The organism is Cupriavidus sp. 05N40 (assembly GCF_056397305.1).
In genome coordinates, this window is record NZ_JBFTND010000139.1 from 1 (window position 1) to 18800 (window position 18800).

General features: G+C 67.6%; 15 protein-coding genes and 1 pseudogene. 9 read left to right on the forward strand and 7 right to left on the reverse strand.

The genetic code is table 11. The annotated features are described in order from the left end of the window. The 9 genes and pseudogenes from AC1DO7_RS27360 to AC1DO7_RS27400 form a co-directional block, all read left to right on the forward strand. Nucleotides 1–463: pseudogene (locus AC1DO7_RS27360) on the forward strand (class I poly(R)-hydroxyalkanoic acid synthase); the annotation flags it as partial. Nucleotides 464–539: 76 nt separating this feature from the next. Next, entirely contained in the window at nucleotides 540–1721 is a 1182-nt protein-coding gene (locus AC1DO7_RS27365; protein WP_441616032.1) for an acetyl-CoA C-acetyltransferase, read from the forward strand. 118 nt (nucleotides 1722–1839) lie between these two features. Then, nucleotides 1840–2580 (forward strand): 3-ketoacyl-ACP reductase, encoded by a 741-nt coding sequence (locus tag AC1DO7_RS27370; protein ID WP_477116775.1) that lies wholly within the window; start codon nucleotides 1840–1842, stop codon nucleotides 2578–2580. A 427-nt stretch (nucleotides 2581–3007) separates the two neighbouring features. After that, nucleotides 3008–3559 carry a polyhydroxyalkanoate synthesis repressor PhaR gene (phaR, locus tag AC1DO7_RS27375; RefSeq protein WP_006155938.1) on the forward strand — a complete coding sequence of 184 codons (552 nt, stop codon included), beginning with the start codon at nucleotides 3008–3010 and terminating at the stop codon, nucleotides 3557–3559. A gap of 463 nt (nucleotides 3560–4022) precedes the next feature. Further along, nucleotides 4023–5003: a tRNA dihydrouridine synthase gene (locus AC1DO7_RS27380; RefSeq protein ID WP_441616027.1), complete on the forward strand. Its 981-nt coding sequence runs from the start codon at nucleotides 4023–4025 to the stop codon at nucleotides 5001–5003. 232 nt (nucleotides 5004–5235) lie between these two features. Continuing rightward, nucleotides 5236–6615 (forward strand): 30S ribosomal protein S12 methylthiotransferase RimO, encoded by a 1380-nt coding sequence (rimO, locus tag AC1DO7_RS27385; RefSeq protein ID WP_441616025.1) that lies wholly within the window; start codon nucleotides 5236–5238, stop codon nucleotides 6613–6615. Between the two features lie 103 nt (nucleotides 6616–6718). Further along, nucleotides 6719–7903, forward strand: a complete 1185-nt coding sequence (gene bktB, locus AC1DO7_RS27390; protein WP_441616023.1) for a beta-ketothiolase BktB — start codon at nucleotides 6719–6721, stop codon at nucleotides 7901–7903. A 34-nt stretch (nucleotides 7904–7937) separates the two neighbouring features. Beyond that, nucleotides 7938–8555, forward strand: coding sequence for a hypothetical protein (locus tag AC1DO7_RS27395; protein ID WP_441616504.1), 618 nt, complete (start codon nucleotides 7938–7940; stop codon nucleotides 8553–8555). A 122-nt stretch (nucleotides 8556–8677) separates the two neighbouring features. Beyond that, nucleotides 8678–9904, forward strand: coding sequence for a cystathionine beta-lyase (locus AC1DO7_RS27400; protein ID WP_477116776.1), 1227 nt, complete (start codon nucleotides 8678–8680; stop codon nucleotides 9902–9904). A gap of 83 nt (nucleotides 9905–9987) precedes the next feature. Here the strand turns inward: AC1DO7_RS27400 and AC1DO7_RS27405 are convergent, their stop codons facing one another. The 7 genes from AC1DO7_RS27405 to argE form a co-directional block, all read right to left on the reverse strand. Further along, nucleotides 9988–12162 carry a TonB-dependent siderophore receptor gene (locus tag AC1DO7_RS27405; RefSeq protein WP_477116777.1) on the reverse strand — a complete coding sequence of 725 codons (2175 nt, stop codon included), beginning with the start codon at nucleotides 12160–12162 and terminating at the stop codon, nucleotides 9988–9990. Nucleotides 12163–12265: 103 nt separating this feature from the next. Then, on the reverse strand, nucleotides 12266–13897 hold the full coding sequence (locus AC1DO7_RS27410; protein WP_441616017.1) for a PepSY-associated TM helix domain-containing protein: 1632 nt from the start codon (nucleotides 13895–13897) through the stop codon (nucleotides 12266–12268). Nucleotides 13898–13919: 22 nt separating this feature from the next. Next, entirely contained in the window at nucleotides 13920–14231 is a 312-nt protein-coding gene (locus AC1DO7_RS27415; protein ID WP_441616015.1) for a hypothetical protein, read from the reverse strand. After that, on the reverse strand, nucleotides 14228–14527 hold the full coding sequence (locus AC1DO7_RS27420; RefSeq protein ID WP_441616013.1) for a hypothetical protein: 300 nt from the start codon (nucleotides 14525–14527) through the stop codon (nucleotides 14228–14230). Before AC1DO7_RS27420 ends, AC1DO7_RS27415 begins: the two co-directional genes overlap by 4 nt. Nucleotides 14528–14773: 246 nt before the next feature. Continuing rightward, on the reverse strand, nucleotides 14774–15628 hold the full coding sequence (gene serB / locus AC1DO7_RS27425; protein WP_441616011.1) for a phosphoserine phosphatase SerB: 855 nt from the start codon (nucleotides 15626–15628) through the stop codon (nucleotides 14774–14776). A 139-nt stretch (nucleotides 15629–15767) separates the two neighbouring features. After that, on the reverse strand, nucleotides 15768–17150 hold the full coding sequence (locus AC1DO7_RS27430; protein ID WP_441616010.1) for an amidohydrolase: 1383 nt from the start codon (nucleotides 17148–17150) through the stop codon (nucleotides 15768–15770). Nucleotides 17151–17378: 228 nt separating this feature from the next. After that, complete coding sequence (argE, locus tag AC1DO7_RS27435; protein ID WP_477116778.1) at nucleotides 17379–18584, reverse strand: acetylornithine deacetylase; 1206 nt, start codon at nucleotides 18582–18584, stop codon at nucleotides 17379–17381. Nucleotides 18585–18800: the final 216 nt, after the last annotated feature.

Here is an 18800-nt window from a genome sequence, read left to right on the forward strand (position 1 = left end):
GTACTGCTGGTACCTGCGCCACACCTACCTGCAGAACGAACTGAAGGTGCCGGGCAAGCTGACCGTGTGCAACGCGCCGGTGGACCTGGGCAGCATCGACGTGCCCACCTATGTCTACGGTTCGCGCGAGGACCACATCGTGCCGTGGACGTCGGCCTATGCCTCGACCGGGCTGCTGGAGAACAAGGTGCGCTTCGTGCTGGGCGCGTCCGGCCATATCGCGGGCGTCATCAATCCGCCGGCCAAGAAGAAGCGCAGCCACTGGACCAATGACAAGGTCGCTGCCTCGGCGCAGGAATGGCTGGCCGATGCCACCGAGCATGCCGGCAGCTGGTGGCCGGACTGGGCGTCCTGGCTGGCCAAGCATGCCGGCGCGCGCAAGGCCGCCCCTGCCGACTACGGCAACAAGGACTATCGCGCCATCGAGCCCGCGCCCGGCCGCTACGTCAAGGCCAAGGCATGAGATTCGTCCGGGCCGGCGCCGTGCGGCGCCGGTCTGATTCACTCATTTCACGCATTTACCTCGAGAGGACCTCCCAATGACTGACATTGTCATCGTATCCGCTGCCCGTACCGCGGTTGGCAAGTTCGGCGGCTCGCTCGCCAAGATCCCCGCGCCGGAGCTGGGCGCCATCGTCATCAAGGCTGCACTCGAGCGCGCTGGCGTCAAGCCCGAGCAGGTCAGCGAAGTGATCATGGGCCAGGTGCTGACCGCCGGCTCCGGCCAGAACCCGGCGCGCCAGGCCGCGATCAAGGCAGGCCTGCCGGTGATGGTGCCGGCCATGACGATCAACAAGGTGTGCGGCTCCGGCCTGAAGGCCGTGATGCTGGCCGCCAACGCCATCGCCGCCGGCGATGCCGAGATCGTGGTGGCGGGCGGCCAGGAAAACATGAGCGCCGCGCCGCACGTGCTGCCGGGCTCGCGCGACGGCTTCCGCATGGGCGATGCCAAGCTGGTCGACACCATGATCGTCGACGGTCTGTGGGATGTCTACAACCAGTACCACATGGGCGTCACCGCCGAGAACGTGGCCAAGGAATACGGCATCACGCGCGAGGCGCAGGACGAGTTCGCGGTCGCTTCGCAGAACAAGGCCGAAGCCGCCCAGAAGGCCGGCCGCTTCGACGAGGAAATCGTCCCGGTGCCGATTCCGCAGCGCAAGGGCGATCCGGTGCAGTTCGCCACCGACGAGTTCGTGCGTCATGGTGTCACGCTGGACGGCCTGTCCGGCCTCAAGCCGGCATTCGACAAGGCCGGCTCGGTCACCGCGGCCAATGCCTCGGGCCTGAACGACGGCGCCGCCGCCGTGGTGGTGATGTCCGCGGCCAAGGCCAAGGAACTCGGCCTGACTCCGCTGGCGACCATCCGCGCCTACGGCACCGCCGGCGTCGATCCGAAGGTGATGGGCATGGGTCCGGTTCCGGCATCCAAGCGCTGCCTGTCGCGCGCCGGCTGGAGCGTGGAAGAACTGGACCTGATGGAGATCAACGAAGCCTTCGCCGCGCAGGCCCTGGCCGTGCACAAGCAGATGGGCTGGGATACCTCCAAGGTGAACGTCAATGGCGGCGCCATCGCCATCGGCCACCCGATCGGTGCGTCGGGCTGCCGCGTGCTGGTCACGCTGCTGCACGAGATGAAGCGCCGCGACGCCAAGAAGGGCCTGGCCTCGCTGTGCATCGGCGGTGGCATGGGCGTGGCGCTCGCGGTGGAGCGCAAGTAAGGAAGCGGACGGCCGGCCCGCGATACGTGGCGGACTGGCCTATCAGAGGGGTGTGCCGGCGGCGCGAAGGCTTTTCCCGCCGCCAGCTTAAATAACAATTAGCCATCAAGGAGTRGATATGACTCAGCGCATTGCATAYGTAACGGGTGGCATGGGCGGCATCGGAACCGCCATCTGCCAACGCCTGGCCAAGGAAGGCTTCAAGGTGGTGGCCGGTTGCGGCCCGAACTCGCCGCGCCGCGAGAAGTGGCTCGAGCAGCAGAAGGCTCTGGGCTTCGATTTCGTTGCGTCCGAAGGCAATGTTGCCGACTGGGATTCGACCAAGTCCGCGTTCGACAAGGTCAAGTCCGAAGTGGGCGAAGTCGATATCCTGATCAAYAACGCCGGCATCACCCGCGACGTGGTATTCCGCAAGATGACGCGCGCCGACTGGGRTGCGGTGATCGACACCAACCTGACCTCGCTRTTCAACGTGACCAAGCAGGTCATCGACGGCATGGCCGACCGCGGTTTCGGCCGCATCGTCAATATCTCGTCGGTCAACGGGCAGAAGGGCCAGTTCGGCCAGACCAACTATTCCACCGCCAAGGCTGGCCTGCATGGCTTCACCATGGCGCTGGCACAGGAAGTGGCGACCAAGGGCGTGACCGTGAACACGGTGTCGCCGGGCTATATCGCCACCGACATGGTCAAGTCGATCCGCCAGGATGTGCTGGACAAGATCGTCGGCACGATTCCCGTCAAGCGCCTCGGCGGCCCGGAGGAGATCGCGTCGATCTGCGCATGGCTGTCCTCGGACGAGTCGGGCTTCGCGACCGGTGCGGACTTCTCGCTGAACGGCGGTCTGCACATGGGTTGAGTCCGGCAGGCCACCTCTTTGTGCGGGGTGGCCTTTCTTGCTCTGCAGGGCCCTCTCAGGAGGGCTCTTTCTTTTGGGGCGAAGGCCGGTTGGCGTAACGCGACCGGCACAGGGCGGGGCGGCCGGATGCCCTCCGGTCGCGGATATTGCATCGCACCGCCCGCACTGCATCAACGCTGCGCTGCAAACGGCGGTCTTTGCCGTCTGACTTCCCGCAATCCGTTGCCCCGTGCGGGTTTTCCTTAAAGGCTCCGGCTTTCAATAGTGCCTTGTTGGGCATAGAATCAGGGCAGCGGCTTGCCCGCACCAAAATAGATCATGCGTTGCAGGTCAAACACGTTGCATCCCCCGCTGCCGGTTCCCATTGCGCACCGCACAGCATGCGGTGCAGCAGCATGCAACAGCGACGATAAAGGATAGAGCACCGATGGCTACCACCAAGAAAGGCGCAGAGCGACTGATCAAGAAGTATCCAAATCGCCGGCTCTACGATACGCAAACCAGTACCTACATCACGCTGGCCGACGTCAAGCAGCTCGTGATGGACACCGAGGATTTCAAGGTGATCGACGCCAAGTCGGGCGACGAACTCACGCGCAGCATCCTGCTGCAGATCATCCTGGAAGAAGAGACCGGCGGGGTACCGATGTTCTCCAGCTCGATGCTCTCGCAGATCATCCGCTACTACGGCCATGCGATGCAGGGCATGATGGGCACCTACCTGGAAAAGAATATCCAGGCCTTCATCGACATCCAGAGCAAGCTGGCCGAGAACTCCAAGGGCCTGTACTCGGGCGAGCCGTTCAGCCCGGACATGTGGTCCCAGTTCATGAACATGCAGGGCCCGATGATGCAGGGGATGATGAGCAACTACATCGAGCAGAGCAAGAACCTGTTCGTGCAGATGCAGGAACAGATGCAGAGCCAGGCCAAGAACATGTTCGGCACGTTCCCGTTCAACCAGCCCGACAAGAAGTAGGGCGGGCGTTCACCGGCTTCCTGCCTGCCCCCTTTCGCCCCCTTTCGCCCCCTTTCGCCCGCTCCCGTTCGCGGGGGCGCGGCGTGCCCGCACGGTGGATACGGCCAGTGCCGCGCCGTGTGGTGGCGTCGTGTTATGGCGTCGACTCCTGATCGCTTTCGCCGCCTGGCTGGCGACTCGATGCCGCTCCCCATGGCCCGTCGCCTGGGGCCCCACGGGCAATCGGTTAAAATCACGCCTATTCGGCTGACGCGCGGAATCCCGCGCCGGCCATCCATCACAAATGTGGCGATTCATTTTGCGGACTCGYCTGCAAAGCCCGAATCGCAATGCCCCCCGAATTCCCAGACATTCGCCACGCGCTTGCCGCCGCGGCCAGGCCCGTTCCAGGCGCCGCTTGCCCGTTCTCCGGTCTTCCGGCTGGGCGCCGGCAGAAGCGCTGCCCAGCGGCGGCGGCTTTCGCATGAGCCGGCTGTTCCTTGCCCCCATGGAAGGGCTGGCGGACTACGTGCTGCGCGACGTGCTGACCGGCACGGGCGGGTACGACGGCTGCGTGTCTGAGTTCGTCCGGGTGACGGGCTCCTTGCTTCCCGATCGCGTCTACGAGCGGGATACCCCCGAGGTTCTCGACGGCGGCCATACACCCGGCGGCACGCCGATGGTGATCCAGCTGCTCGGCAGTGATCCCGAGTGGCTGGCACGCAATGCCGCCCAGGCCGCTACGCTGTCGCCGCATGGTCTTGACCTGAACTTCGGCTGCCCCGCCAAGCTCGTCAACCGGCACGGCGGCGGCGCCATGCTGCTGGCGGATCCGGGGCTGCTGAACCGTATCGTTTCATCGGTGCGCGCCGCGGTGCCCGCCGGCATCGCCGTGACGGCAAAGATGCGGCTGGGCGTGTCTGATACCTCGCTGGCCATCGACTGCGCCACCGCGCTGGCCGAAGGCGGCGCGGCCTCCATCGTCGTGCATGCCAGAACCCGCGATCACGGCTACCGGCCGCCAGCCCACTGGGAGTGGATCGCGCGGATCGATGCCGCGGTGGACGTGCCCGTCATCGCCAACGGCGAGGTCTGGACCGTCGATGACTGGGAGCGCTGCCGGGCCGTGAGCGGCTGCGCCGACGTGATGATCGGCCGGGGCGCCGTGTCCGATCCTTTCCTGGCCCTGCGGATACGCGGACTGATGGAGCGCTCGGCCTGCGCCGAGGAATGGCCGCTCGTGCTCCGCCATATCGCCGACTATCTGAGGAAACTGCAGGACCGCATCGCCTCCTGTCATGAGCACGGGCGCGTCAAGCTGTGGCTCAGCTATCTGAAGCGGACCTGGCCGCAGGCTGCCGAGCTGCACGACGCGATCCGGCGCATGCAGGATTCGCGCGAGGTGCGCGAGGTCATCGAGAGCGCCATGGCGCTCTCGCCGGCGGCGTTATCCGCGCGGGCGTGAGATCGGTGACACCTGCGGAACACACCGAGCCGCCGCGCTGACGCGCCGCGCGGCTCCGGCAGCCGGCAGCCGGCGAGCAACGGGTACCTTAAGCCTCAAGGACCTGCACGCCAGGCGCGGATGTGCGGCGCCAGTCGCCGGCAAACGTTGCCGAACGGTTAAAATGCGCGATTGGCTTCGTACCGCCCGGCGGCCATGTCCCGCCCGGCACGCCCCACATTTGGAAGTAACCGTGAAAAACCCTGCAGAATCAACGACTAACAAAGACCGTATTCCAAATGTGGGATTCGTCAGCCTCGGCTGCCCGAAGGCCCTGGTCGACTCCGAACAGATCATCACCCAGCTGCGCGCCGAAGGCTATGCCATCAGCGGCACCTACGACGGTGCCGACCTGGTGGTGGTCAACACCTGCGGCTTTATCGACGAAGCGGTGCAGGAAAGCCTGGACGCGATCGGCGAGGCGCTGAGCGAGAACGGCAAGGTCATCGTGACCGGCTGCCTGGGCGCCAAGAAGAACGCCAAGGGCGAGGACATCATCACCTCGGTGCACCCCAAGGTGCTGGCCGTGACCGGCCCGCACGCGCTGGGCGAAGTGATGCAGGCGGTGCACACGCACCTGCCCAAGCCGCACGATCCGTTTACCGACCTGGTGCCGCCCGCGGGCATCAAGCTCACGCCCAAGCATTACGCCTACCTGAAGATCTCCGAAGGCTGCAACCACCGCTGCTCGTTCTGCATCATCCCGTCGATGCGCGGCGACCTGGTCTCGCGCCCGGTGGCGGAAGTCATGCTGGAGGCGGAAAACCTGTTCAAGTCGGGCGTGAAGGAACTGCTGGTGATYTCGCAGGACACCAGCGCCTACGGCGTGGACGTGAAGTACCGCACCGGCTTCTGGGACGGCCGTCCGCTCAAGACCCGCATGACCGAACTGGTGGCGGCGCTGGGCGAGCTGGCCAGCCAGTACGGCGCTTGGGTGCGCCTGCACTATGTGTACCCGTACCCGCACGTGGACGAGATCATCCCGCTGATGTCGCAGGGCCATGTGCTGCCTTACCTGGACGTGCCGCTGCAGCATGCGCACCCGGACGTGCTCAAGCGCATGAAGCGCCCGGCCAATGCCGAGAAGACCATGGACCGCATCCGCGCCTGGCGCGCGATCTGTCCCGAGCTGACCATCCGCAGCACGTTCATTGCCGGTTTTCCCGGCGAGACGGAAGAAGAGTTCCAGACGCTGCTCGACTTCATCGCCGAGGCCGAGCTGGACCGCGTGGGCTGCTTTGCCTACTCGCCGGTGGATGGCGCCACCGCCAACGACCTGCCGGGCGCCTTGCCCGACGAAGTGCGCGAGGAACGGCGCGCCCGCTTCATGGAAGTGGCCGAGGAGGTCTCCGCGCGCCGCCTGCAGCGCAAGGTGGGCCAGACTCTGCGGGTGCTGGTGGACGAGATCAACCAGGACGGCGGTATCGGCCGCTCCGCCGCGGATGCGCCGGAAATCGACGGCCTGGTCTATATCGACCCGCCCGCCGGCGCCGCGCGGCGCTACAGGGTCGGCGAGTTCGTCGAGGTGAAGATCACCGGCGCCGACGGTCACGACCTGTGGGGCGAAGTCTGACCGGATTCCGGCGGCCAAGCCTGGATAGGTAAAAGTACGATCGTTCGCTTTCCCCGGCGCGCCGCTATACTGTGCGCTGCAACATCAGCCCAGGAGACACAAGATGACACGTGAAGTGGTGGTGGTGAGCGGCGTGCGGACCGCGATCGGTACCTTCGGCGGCAGCCTGAAGGACTTTTCCCCGACCCAGATGGGCGCCATGGTCGTGCGCGAGGCACTGTCCCGCGCGCAGGTCGGCGGCGACGAGGTCGGCCATGTGGTGTTCGGCAATGTCATCCAGACCGAGCCCCGGGACATGTACCTGGGCCGGGTGGCGGCAGTGGAGGGTGGCGTCAGCACCGACGCGCCGGCGCTGACCGTCAACCGCTTGTGCGGCTCCGGCCTGCAGGCCATCGTCAGCGCTGCGCAAACCATCATGCTGGGCGATGCCGACGTGGCCATCGGCGGCGGCGCCGAGAGCATGAGCCGCGCGCCGTACCTGGCGCAGTCGGCCCGCTGGGGCGCGCGCATGGGCGACGCCAAGCTGCTCGACATGATGCTGGGCGCGCTGCATGACCCGTTCCACGGCATCCACATGGGCGTGACCGCCGAGAACGTGGCCAAGGAATACGACATCGGCCGCAGCCAGCAGGACGAGACCGCGCTGGAATCGCACCGCCGCGCTTCGGCGGCCATCCGCGCCGGCTATTTCAAGGACCAGATCCTGCCGGTCACGCTGAAGTCCCGCAAGGGCGACGTGACCTTCGACACCGACGAGCATGTCCGCCACGACGCCACCATCGACGACATGACCAAGCTCAAGCCGGTCTTCGTCAAGGAAAACGGTACGGTGACCGCGGGCAATGCCTCGGGCCTGAACGACGCCGCCGCGGCCGTGGTGCTGATGGAGCGCGGCGTTGCCGAAAAACGTGGCCTCAAGCCGCTGGCGCGCCTGGTTTCGTATGCGCATGCCGGTGTCGACCCGAAGACCATGGGTATCGGCCCGGTGCCGGCCACCAGGAAGGCGCTGGAGCGTGCCGGCCTGAGCGTGGCCGACCTCGACGTTATCGAAGCCAATGAAGCCTTCGCCGCGCAGGCCTGCGCCGTCAGCAAGGCGCTCGGCCTCGATCCGGCCAAGGTCAACCCGAACGGCTCCGGCATCTCGCTTGGCCACCCGATCGGCGCCACCGGCGCCCTGATCACCGTCAAGGCACTGTACGAGCTACAGCGCGTGCAGGGCCGCTATGCACTGGTGACCATGTGCATCGGCGGCGGCCAGGGCATCGCGGCCATCTTCGAGCGCATCTGAGGCTGACTTGCGGCGCCTAGCGAATCTCCTGTCCTTGCCGGCGCCGGCCCGGCTGCTCGCGGCCGGCCTGGCCACGGCAGCGCTGTGCGGCGCTGCGCTGGCCGCCGGCGGCACCGAGTTGTCCACCAGCACCGCCGGCGCGGCCGACGGCGCCAGCCAGGGCTTCGGCATCAACCAGGCGATCCGCGAAGGCGAGACCAGGCGGGGCACGCAGCTCTCCACGGGCGCCGCGCCCAGGCCCCTGTCGCCGCGTCCCGAATACGCGTCGCTGCCGGTCTACGTAGGCACGCTGGGCGACCAGCCGGTGCGCCTGCGGCTCGGGCCCAAGTCCGACGAGCGCGACAGCGTGCATGGYGAATACAGCGTGGGCCGCGGCGGCGGCGTGCGCCTGCTCGCCGGCGAGTACGAGAACGGGGCCTTCCTGATGGAAGAGTCCAGCGACGGCACCCGCGTCACCGGCAACTGGGAAGGCGCCATCGACGGCGCTGGCGTCGTCCGCGGCAACTGGACCGATCCGGCCAACCCGGCCATCAATCTGCCCTTCATGATCCGGCCGCTCGGCACGCTGGTGATCCCGCCGTTCGACATGACGCCCAACAGCGGCGTCACTTACGCGCCGCCGCCGCCAAAATCGTCGATCTCGGGCTGGTAAGCCCAAGGCAGGACGGCAAGGGGCGGACAGCAAAGGGACCGGCAAGGCGCTTCAGGCCAACGCATGCCCGAATGCTGGTAAGCTCGAAGGCTCATCGAGTCACTGCCAGACAAGGAACCATCGTGTCCGATCGCAAGCCGCCCGAGCCGTCCGGCTCCCATTCCGCCTTCCTGCAAACCGTGGCCGTCCAGCCGGAGCTGGATATCGCGCCCGGCTTTGCTTCGTTCTCGCCGCCCACGCACCGCGGCTCCACCGTGGTGTTCCGCAACCTGGCGGAACTGCGCGCGCACGGCGACGGCGCCACCACCTACTGGCGCTACGGCCTGCACGCCACGCCGACCAGCGAAGCACTCTGCCAGCATCTCGCACTGATCGAAGGCGCGCGTCATACGCTGCTGCTGCCGTCTGGCCTGGCAGCCATCTCGCAGGTGTATTTCGCGCTGGTCAAGTCGGGCGACGACGTGCTGGTCCCCGACAACGTCTACGGCCCCAACCGCGAGCACGGCGAATGGCTGGCGCGCGATTACGGCGTGTCGGTGCGCTACTACGATCCGATGATCGGCGCCGGCATCGCGGGCCTGATCCGCCCGAACACGAAACTGATCTGGATGGAGTCGCCGGGTTCGGTGACCATGGAAATTCCCGACACCCAGGCCATCGTCGCTGCCGCGCGGGCGCGCGGCGTGATCACGGCCATCGACAATACCWGGTCGGCGGGCGTCTATTTCCGGCCCTTCGACAAGGGCATCGACATCTCGGTGCAGGCCCTGACCAAGTACCAGTCGGGCGGCGGCGACGTGCTGATGGGCGCGGTGCTGACCTGCGACGACAAGCTCCACGACCGTATCAGGCGCACCCGCATGCTGATGGGCTGGGGCGTGTCCGCCGACGACTGCTATCTGGTGCTGCGCTCGCTGCCGAGCATGCCAGTGCGGCTGGCCGCGCACGACCGCGCCGCGCGCGAAGTGGCCGAATGGCTGTGCCAGCGTCCGGAAGTGGCCAGGGTGCTGCACCCGGCGCTGCCCGATTGCCCCGGCCACGAGGTGTGGCGGCGCGATTTCACCGGCGCCACGGGGCTGTTCTCGATCGTGCTGCGCGACCGCTATACGCGCGCGCAGGTCGATGCCTTCGTCGAGGCGCTGCGCCTGTTCGCGATCGGCTGGTCCTGGGGCGGGGCGCACAGCCTGGCGGTGCCGTACCACGTGCAGACCATGCGGCCGGCGGGCAGCTGGCCCCCCGCCGGCTGGGAGCACGCGGGTGAACTGGTGCGCCTGTATATCGGGCTGGAGGACACCCGTGACCTGATCGCCGACCTGCGCGCGGCCATGGAAGCGAAGCTGGTGGCCTGAGCAGGCCGGCCCCCCCCCCGGAACAGAGAACGGCCCCGTCTTCGCCAGACGGGGCCGTTCTCTTTTGCGGCAGGCCCGGAGGGTCAGAACTGCACGCTGGCATTGGCCAGGAAGGTGCGCGATGCGCCTGGCAGCACGAAGCCGTCGTAGGTGGTGGTCCAGAAGCGCTTGTCGGCCAGGTTGGTGACCGCGGCGCGCAGCGTGACGGCCTTGCCGGCGACCTTGGTCAGGTAGCGGGCGCCGAGGTCCACCGTGGTGTACGAGGGCACCTTCTGCGTGTTGGCCGAGTTCACGTACATGTCGCCGGTGATCTTGGCGCCGGCCGACAGCGTCAGGCCGCGCAGGAACGGGGTGTCGTACTCGATGCGGGCGGTGGCGATGTATTGCGGCGTGGCGAACACGCGATTGCCGTTGACGGCCGGATCATCCACGCCGGTCGCCTTGGCGTTGAGCCACATCACGCCGCCCAGCAGGCGGAAATCGCGCGCGAAGCGCACCCAGCCGCTGGTATCCAGGCCGGTGAAGCGCTGCGTGCCGTCCTGCACGAACACGTTCGACGTATTGGTGTATTCGTAGCCACGGTCCACGCGGAACAGGGCCACGCTGGCGCCCCAGTCGCGGCGCTCGGTCTTGAAGCCAAGCTCGTACTGCTTGCTCTTGAGCGGGCCGTAGACCTGCGGGTAGTTGGCGTTGGTGATGCTGGCCGAGCCGCCTTGCTCGAGCGCCTGCACGTAGCTGAAGTACACGGTCGAGAAGTCGTCCGTCTTGTACATCAGCGCCACGGTCGGCGAGACCGGGCTGGCCTTGTAGCGCGAGGTGGTCTGCGCCGAGGTGTCGTAGTTGCTCTGGGCGAAGTCCGTATAGCGCAGGCCGGCCAGCACCGAGAAGCGCTGGGTGAACTGGATGGTGTCGCTCAGGTACAGCGACTTCTGCGTGATCTTGTAGTCGCGGTAGGGCATGTAGTCCGTTCCCACGCCTGGCTGCTCGGGCAGCAGCACCGGGTTGTACAGGTTGCTCTGGCCCAGGTAGATGCCGTTGCCGCCGATGCCCGAGTCCAGTTCGCGCACCTGCGTCTGGTAGCCCACGCCCGCCACCACTTCATGCTTGATGCCGCCGGTGTCGAACTTGCCCTGCACCATGGCATCGTAGGCCTGGTAGTAGTAGGCCGTCTTCCATTTGTACTGCGTGTCGGCGAAGTTGCCCGCCGCGTCCTCGACAAACAGGAAGCTGTCCGCGTTCAGGCGGTTCTGGCGCACGAAGCGGTACTTGAAGCTGGCCTTCCATGCGTCATCGATGCGGTAGTCGAGGCCCGTGCCGACGGTCGTCATGTCGGTCTCGTGCGTCGAGTACGGCTGCGCCAGGTTGCGCGCCACCTTGCTGGCGCTGGGCACGGACACGTCCGAGGCAAACGACATGCCGAAGATCGTGCCGCTGGTCTTGCGCTTCCAGTACATGACGTCGGCCGACCAGGTCAGGTCAGGCGTGATGCGGAAGTCCGTGGCCAGCGAGAACACCTGCCGGCGCACATGCACGTTCGGGTCGACCGAGTTGCCGTCCTCGTTGACGGCATTGATGCGGTAGCCGAACCGGTCGTCCACGCCGAAGCGCCCGCCCACGTCCAGTTTTTCGCTCCAGATGTTGTTGGCCTGGTAGCCGAAGGTGAACTGGCGATAGGGCGTGTCGGTCGGGCGCTTGACCACGTAGTTGATGATGCCGCCCGGCGAACCGAAGCCGTACATGAAGCCGGACAGGCCCTTGAGCAGTTCCACCTGTTCGAACGGCTCCAGCGGGATGTCGGTATCCCAGGCGACGAAGTTCTGGCCGTCGACCTTGGTGCCGTTGAGCGGGTCCACGCGCATGCCGCGCACCGCGAAGTACGAGTTCTCCGTGCGGGTGTTGTCGCCGAGGATGGACACGGACGGGTYGTACTTGAAGACATCGTTGGCGGTCAGCGCCATGCGGTCCTGGATCTCCTCGCTGGTCACGCCCACCACGGAGAACGGCGTGTCGACCGGCTTGCGGTCGCCCAGCGCGCCACCGCTGACGCGCTCTACCTTGACCGGGTCGGTGCTGCGCGCGGCAGTGACGGTGGCGGTCGGCAGGGTGGTGTCGGCGGATGCCGCGGTCTGCGCCTGGGCAAGGGCCGGCAGCGCGCCGAAGGCGAGGGTCAGGCCCAGCACTGCGCTCGCGATGGGCGAGAGGCGAAGCGCGGGCGCGCATGCGGCGGCGCACCCTTGCGAAGGGTGGAGGTTAGACATGGAGGGTGAATCCTAGGAAGGTTAAGGTGGGCCTGCCTGCGGACAGGCCCGGACGGTTATGGCGAAAAGCCTGGAAAGGGGCTGTGCGGCGCCCGGCCCCGGGTCAGGAAGGCTCGGCTACCGAGGCCGGCACCTTGGCCGCCGCGGGGTCGCCGCGCGCGGGCAGCGCCCAGACCGAATGGGGCGGTCCGTTGCGGGCGCGGCGGCGCGTGACCAGGGCCAGCACGGCAAAGCCGCAGGCCAGCGCCAGCGCGCCGAGGTCGAAGCCGGCCACGGCCCAGTGGCCTGCCAGCGCGGCGGTCCAGAGGTAGTCGCCCGTTACCAGCGCGTTGACCACCGGCACCAGCAGCGCGCCGGCGGCGGCGACCCACAGCAATTCGATGGCGGCCCGCGCCGGGGCACGCAGCAGCGCCCACGCCAGGGCGACGAAGAAGACCGGGAAGTAGCTCCAGCCGGCGGTGCGTCCGGGCCAGATCAGGGCGCCGCAGAAGGCCGCGGCCACGCCGATGCAGCATCCGATGCACACGCCCACGGTGGCCTGCGCCAGCAGGCGGTGCACGCGCGGCTGATCTGCCTTGCGGGTCTTGCGGCGCGACTCGATCCACAGCAGGTTGCCGGAATAGAACAGGAAGGCGCCGGCCAGGCCGGCCAGCAGGTAGACCAGGCGCAGCGCGAGGTCGCCATAGGTGCCGAAATGCAGGGCGTAGATGGTGCTGTAGATGGCGTGGTTGCCGTCGCGCCCGCCGGGTGTCTGGTTGGCCAGCACCTTGCCGCTGTCGTCGCGGCCGGCGGCGGCATGTACCGAGACCGAGCCATAGTTGCCGAGCGCGCGCGTGGTATCGCCGCGGATCTCGATCAAGGCATTGGCGTCGCCGTAGTGCTGGTAGCGCAGCGACAGCGGGGTGAAACGCTCGCCCGCGCGTTCGCGCGCGGCGGCCATCAGCGTGGCCGCCGGCAGCATCTGCGCCGGCTGCCCCGCTGCCTTCAGTTCGGGCGAGGCGGTGGTCATGCGCGGCAGGGCTTCGAACAGCTTGCCGTCGAAGGCCAGCACGTTGAAGACCATGACCAGCACCATCGCCAGGCACAGCACGGCGCCGGTGATGGCGAACACCAGGTGGAAGGGCAGGCTGAACAGGCCGACCACGTTGTGCGCATCCATCCAGAAGCGCTTGAGGTTGCGGCCCGGCCGGATCGCGAACAGGTCCGGCTTCAGGCGCGGCAGGTGCAGCAGCACGCCCGACACCAGCGCCAGGCCGTACAGCACCGAAATCGCGCCCATGAAGTAGTTGCCCGCCACGGGCACGCCCAGCGTGTAGTGCAGGCTGTTGAGGAAGGCGGCCAGTTCGCCCTGGCTCGCGTCGAGCGAAGTGTCCCTGGGCGTGTTCCTGCCGGCTTCAAGCTTGGCCGAGCTGCTGGTCTGCCACTCGCCGTCCTTGTCCTGCCAGTAGGCGGTGAACTCCGGCTCGTGCACGGTCGGCAGCGTGACGTAGGCGCTGTCGGCGCTTTTCGGGTGCGCCGCCACCAGCTCACGCATGAAGCGGTCGAGGGCGGCCGGGTCGCTCTCCTGCGCCACCGGGCGGTCGGCCACGGAGCGGTGCGGCGACTGCCAGGTATGCAGTTCTTCGTGGAAGACGGTGATGGCGCCGGCGAAGAAGGCGATGAAGAGGGCCCAGCCGGCCATCAGGCCGACCCAGGTATGCAGGGTCTGGTAAAGGCGCAGCGTTGCAGCTTTCATGTGTTGGTCCCGATGCCCCGTGTCATGCCGCGCCGGCGGCCAGCAGGCGCCAGGCCCACAGCGCGCCGAAGGCGGCTGCGTTGCCCGCCGCCAGCCACAGCCAGGCGGCGCGGCTGCTGCGGAACAGCAGCGCGGCACTGATGATGACCACCCACAACGGCAGGCAGGCCAGCAGGGCGCCTATGGCGCCGCTCTCCCAGCCGCCCGGCAGCCAGATCACGGACAGCGCGCACAATGCGACGGAAAGGGGCAGGCCAAGCAGGGTGCCGGCCAGCCATTTCGTACCCATGCCCGGCTGGGGCTTGCGCGGGGTGCGCACGGTTGCCGCGGTCATCGGGTCACCCCATGCTGGCGCCGGCGGCGGGCATCGAGATAGGCGCCCGTGAATGGCCACAGCGAGAGGCCGGTGCCGACCGTGGCCAGCGTGGCCGCGATGGCGCTGGGCCAGCCTTGCAACGTGCTCCACGCCCATGCGGAGACCGCGATGGCCAGCGTCGCCGTCCAGCAGAGCCATGTGCCGCGGCTACGCGCCGCGCCTGCCGCGAACGAGGACAGGAGGCGCTGGTTGGGCGAGGCAAGATAGAAGCAGCAGGCGCCGCCCAACCCTAGCAGCGCGGCAAGCACTTGCATGACAGGTTCATAGCATTTAAGTAAAGGCAAATGATAATGATTCCGATTTAAACTTGCAAGCGCTGCGCATGTGATGCTGCCGGCCGCGCGCGCTGGCGCTACCGGTTCAGGCTGGTACGGGGGGTGGGATACGGGGGGTGCGGGAGGATGCGGGAGGCGAACCCCCGGCATGGCGCCGGGGTGCCGCGGCCGAAGGCCCGGGGGGCCAGGGCCTGGAGGCCGGATGCGGGCGGAACGCCCGGCCGGTCAGCGCGGGAACAGTTGCAGCAGGCCGTCCAGGCCGACATGGTTGAACGCCACGCTGGCCTGCGCGCGCACCACGGGCTTGGCGCGGAAGGCCACCGACAGGCCGGCCACGGCCATCATCTTCAGGTCGTTCGAGCCGTCGCCCATGACGATGGCTTGCGCGGGTTCGGCGCCGATCTGCTCGCAGACCTCGCGCACCGTGCGCGCCTTGACGTCGGCGTTGACGATCTCGCCCAGCACCTGGCCCGTCAGCTTGCCGTTGACGATCTCGAGCGTATTGGCGCGGGTGACGTCGAGCTTGAGGCGGGCTTTGAGCTTCTCCGTGAAATGCACGAAGCCACCCGACACCAGCAGCGTGCGCAGACCCAGCGCCTGCACGGTCTGCAGCATGTTTTCCGCACCCGGCGACAGGCGCAGCCGCTCTTCATAGACGCGGTCCAGCACGCTGGCGTCGAGTCCCTTGAGCAGCGCCACGCGGCGGCGCAGGCTCTCGTTGAAGTCCGTGATCTCGCCGCGCATGGCGGCCTCGGTGATGGCGGAGACTTCGGCCTTGAGGCCGCAGAAATCGGCGATTTCGTCGATGCACTCGATGGTGATCAGCGTGGAGTCCATGTCCATCGCCACTAGGCGGAAGTCCGACAGCCTGCGGCCGGCCGGCACCATGGCCCAGTCGATCGCGCGCGGGCCGCAGTAGGCATCCAGGGCCTCGCGCAGGGCGGGGGTGAGCGGGGCGCAGTCGTCGGCGGCGGCGACGAACTCCGTGCGCGCAGCCAGTTGCGGCGCCTGGGCCAGGGAACGCAGCGCGTCGAGATCGGCGGCGCCGATCGGCGCGAGACTTTGAAGAATCAGGGGCATGGCGTGGATGCGGGCGCGCGGCGCGCGCCCGGTGGCGTTGGGTCCGGAAATGCAGGCCGCCTCGGCGGCCAGGACCCGTATTGTAGACGCCCGCGCGCCCCGGGGGCGCCTGGCGCCGCCCGGGGCTCGCGCCAATGCCTCAGCGCTGCGCCATCGTCATGTAGTCGAGCGTCAGGTTCGACAGCGCGCGCACGCCGTTGACCAGCGCCGGTTCGTCCACATAGAACTCGGGCGAGTGGTTGGAGGCCGCCTTGGTCACATCGGTGCCCTTCGGCGTGACGCCGAGGTTGAAGAACAGGCCCGGCACCTTTTCCTGGTAGAAGGAGAAATCCTCGGAGGCGGTGGCCTTGGGCGCGATCATCCAGTTGCCGTCGCCGGCCACGCGCTTGAGCGTGGGCGCCATCTTGTCGGTCAGCGCGGGCTGGTTGACGGTGGCGTTGTAGAGCTCCACCACCTTGAAGGTGGCTTCGGCGCCGGCGCTGGTGGCGATGGCCTCGGTGGTGCGCTTCATGCGGGCATGGATGTCTTTCTTCATGCCTTCGTCATAGGTGCGCACCGTGCCCATCATCTCGACCTTCTCCGGCACGATATTCATGCGGTTGCCGCCGTGGATGGTGCCCACGGTGATCACCGAAGGCTCCAGCATGGCGTTGACCTGGCGGCTCTGGATGGTCTGCAGGCCCATCACGATCTGCGACGCCACCACGATCGGGTCGATCCCGCCCCAGGGTCGCGCGCCGTGGGTCTGGCGGCCCTTGACGTCGATCCAGAACTGGTCGGCGGCGGCCATCGACGGGCCGCTGCGCCAGGCCAGCTTGCCGGACTCGATGCCGCTGCTCACGTGCAGGCCGAAAATGGCGTCCACCTTGGGGTTGTCCAGCACGCCCTCGGCCACCATCTGCTTGGCGCCCCACGTATTGCTGCCGTTGGGCTCGAAATCCGCCGGGCTTTCCTCGGCCGGCTGGAAGATGAACTTGACCGTGCCCGGCAACTGGTCCTTCATGCCGGCCAGCACCTCGGCCGTCGCCATCAGTATCGCCACGTGGGTGTCATGCCCGCATGCGTGCATGACGTCCACTTCCTTGCCGAGGTACTGGCCCTTTGCCTTCGAAGCGAAGGGCACGTCGACGCGCTCCTTCACCGGCAGCGCATCCATGTCGGCGCGCAGTGCCACTACCGGGCCAGGCTTGCCGCCCTTGAGCACGCCCACCACACCGGTCCTGGCCACGCCCGTCTTCACTTCCATGCCCAGCTTGCGCAGGTGGTCGGCCACCAGCTTGCTGGTGCGCACCTCGTAGTTGCCGAGCTCGGGGTGCTGGTGGATATCCCGGCGCCATGCGATGAGCTGCGCCTCGACGGCCTTGGCGCGGGTGTCGATCTGCGCCTGCAGGCTGTCGGCGGACTGCGCATGCGCGGCGGGCGCCAGGCACAGCAGGCCGGCGGCCAGCGACAGGGCCGACACCGTCGCGCGCAGCGCGTGGCGGCTGGAAGGTCGGGAAAAACGGGCTTGGGATGCTGCCATGAGGTCTCCTCTCTGTGGTGTTGCCATCGATATTGTTTTGTGAAAGACGGGGGTGCGAAAAGCGGGCGGGCGGCGCGCGGAAACGACAGGGCGCCCTAGCGCATGCCAAGGCATGGCGCGGCGGCCTGCCCGCGGGGGGGCAGGCCGGGAATGGCAGGGAGCAGCCGCAAATGGCCGCAAATGGCCGCAAATGGCCGGAAAATGGCCGGAAAATGGCCAGGGCGCGGCTCAGTTCACGCGCAGGCTGTCGACCACCTTGTGCAGGAACGACTCGCAGGCCGCGAGCTGTTCGATTTCGACGTATTCGTCGGGCTTGTGCGCCTGCTGGATATCGCCGGGGCCGCACACCACGGCCGGGATGCCGGCGCGCTGGAACAGGCCGGCCTCGGTGCCGTAGGCCACCTTGTTGACATCGCGGTCGGCGGTCAGCGCGCGCACCAGCTGCGTGATGGCATCCTGCTCGGCGGCGTCGAGCGAGGGCGCCGCGGCGATCTTGCTGATGGCGAGGCCGGCGTCGGCATGTTCGGCGCGCATCTTCGGCAGCAGCACGTCGTTGGCATAGGCCTGGACGCGGGCGAAGATGGCTTCGGGATCGACCCCCGGCAGGTTGCGGAACTCGAACACGAACTCGCACAGTGCCGGGATGGTGTTGAGCGCGATGCCACCCTGGATGGTGCCGGTGGAGGCGGTGGTGAACGGCACGTCGAAGGCCTGGTCGTAGGGCCCCTTGGCCTTGAACTCGTCGGCGATGTCGCGGATGAAGCAGATCAGGCGCGCGGCGTATTCGATGGCGTTGACGCCCTTGGGCGTGAGCGAGGAATGCGCGGCCTGTCCCTTGACGCAGCAGCGATATGCATTGATGCCCTTGTGCGCCACGATCACGCGCATGCTGGTGGGCTCGCCCACGATGCAGCCGGCCGGGCGCACGCCGCGCTCGCGCAGCTCGGCCAGCAGGTAGGGCGCGCCCATGCAGCCGATTTCCTCGTCGAACGAGAGCGCGTAATGCACCGGCTCGCGCAGCCTGGCCTGCAGGATGGTGGGCAGCAGCGCCAGGCTGGTACCGATGAAGCCTTTCATGTCGCAGGTGCCGCGGCCGTACAGGCGGCCGTCGCGCACGACCGCCTTGAACGGGTCGGTGGTCCAGTTCTGGCCGTCCACCGGCACCACGTCGGTGTGGCCGGACAACACGATGCCGCCATCGGTGCTGCCGTCGGCGGCGGGCACGGTGACGAACAGGTTGGCCTTGTCGTTCTGCGGGTTGTAGCTCAGGTGGGGGCGCAGGCCCTTGGCCAGGAAGTGGTCGCGCACGGCCTCGATCAGGCCGAGGTTGGAGTGGCGGCTGGTGGTGTCGTAGCTGACCAGGCGCTGGGTCCAGTCGAGGGCGCTGCCGCGGGTGGCGGCTTCCRCAGGCTTGCTGAGAGTGTCGGCTTGCATGGCTTGTGGCCTTAGGTGAGGCTATGGGTAACGTGTTAAGCAAACGATGCTACACCGTGCCGGCCCGCGGGTCCATGCGCGTTGCACCATCGTGGCGCCGCCGCCCGCGTTGCGCGGGCGGGAAGCCATGCGGCGAGCAATGATCAGGCCAGCTGGCGCAACGTATGCTTGATGGTCTGCGCGCGCACCGCCACGTCGGCCATCTTGGCTTCGATG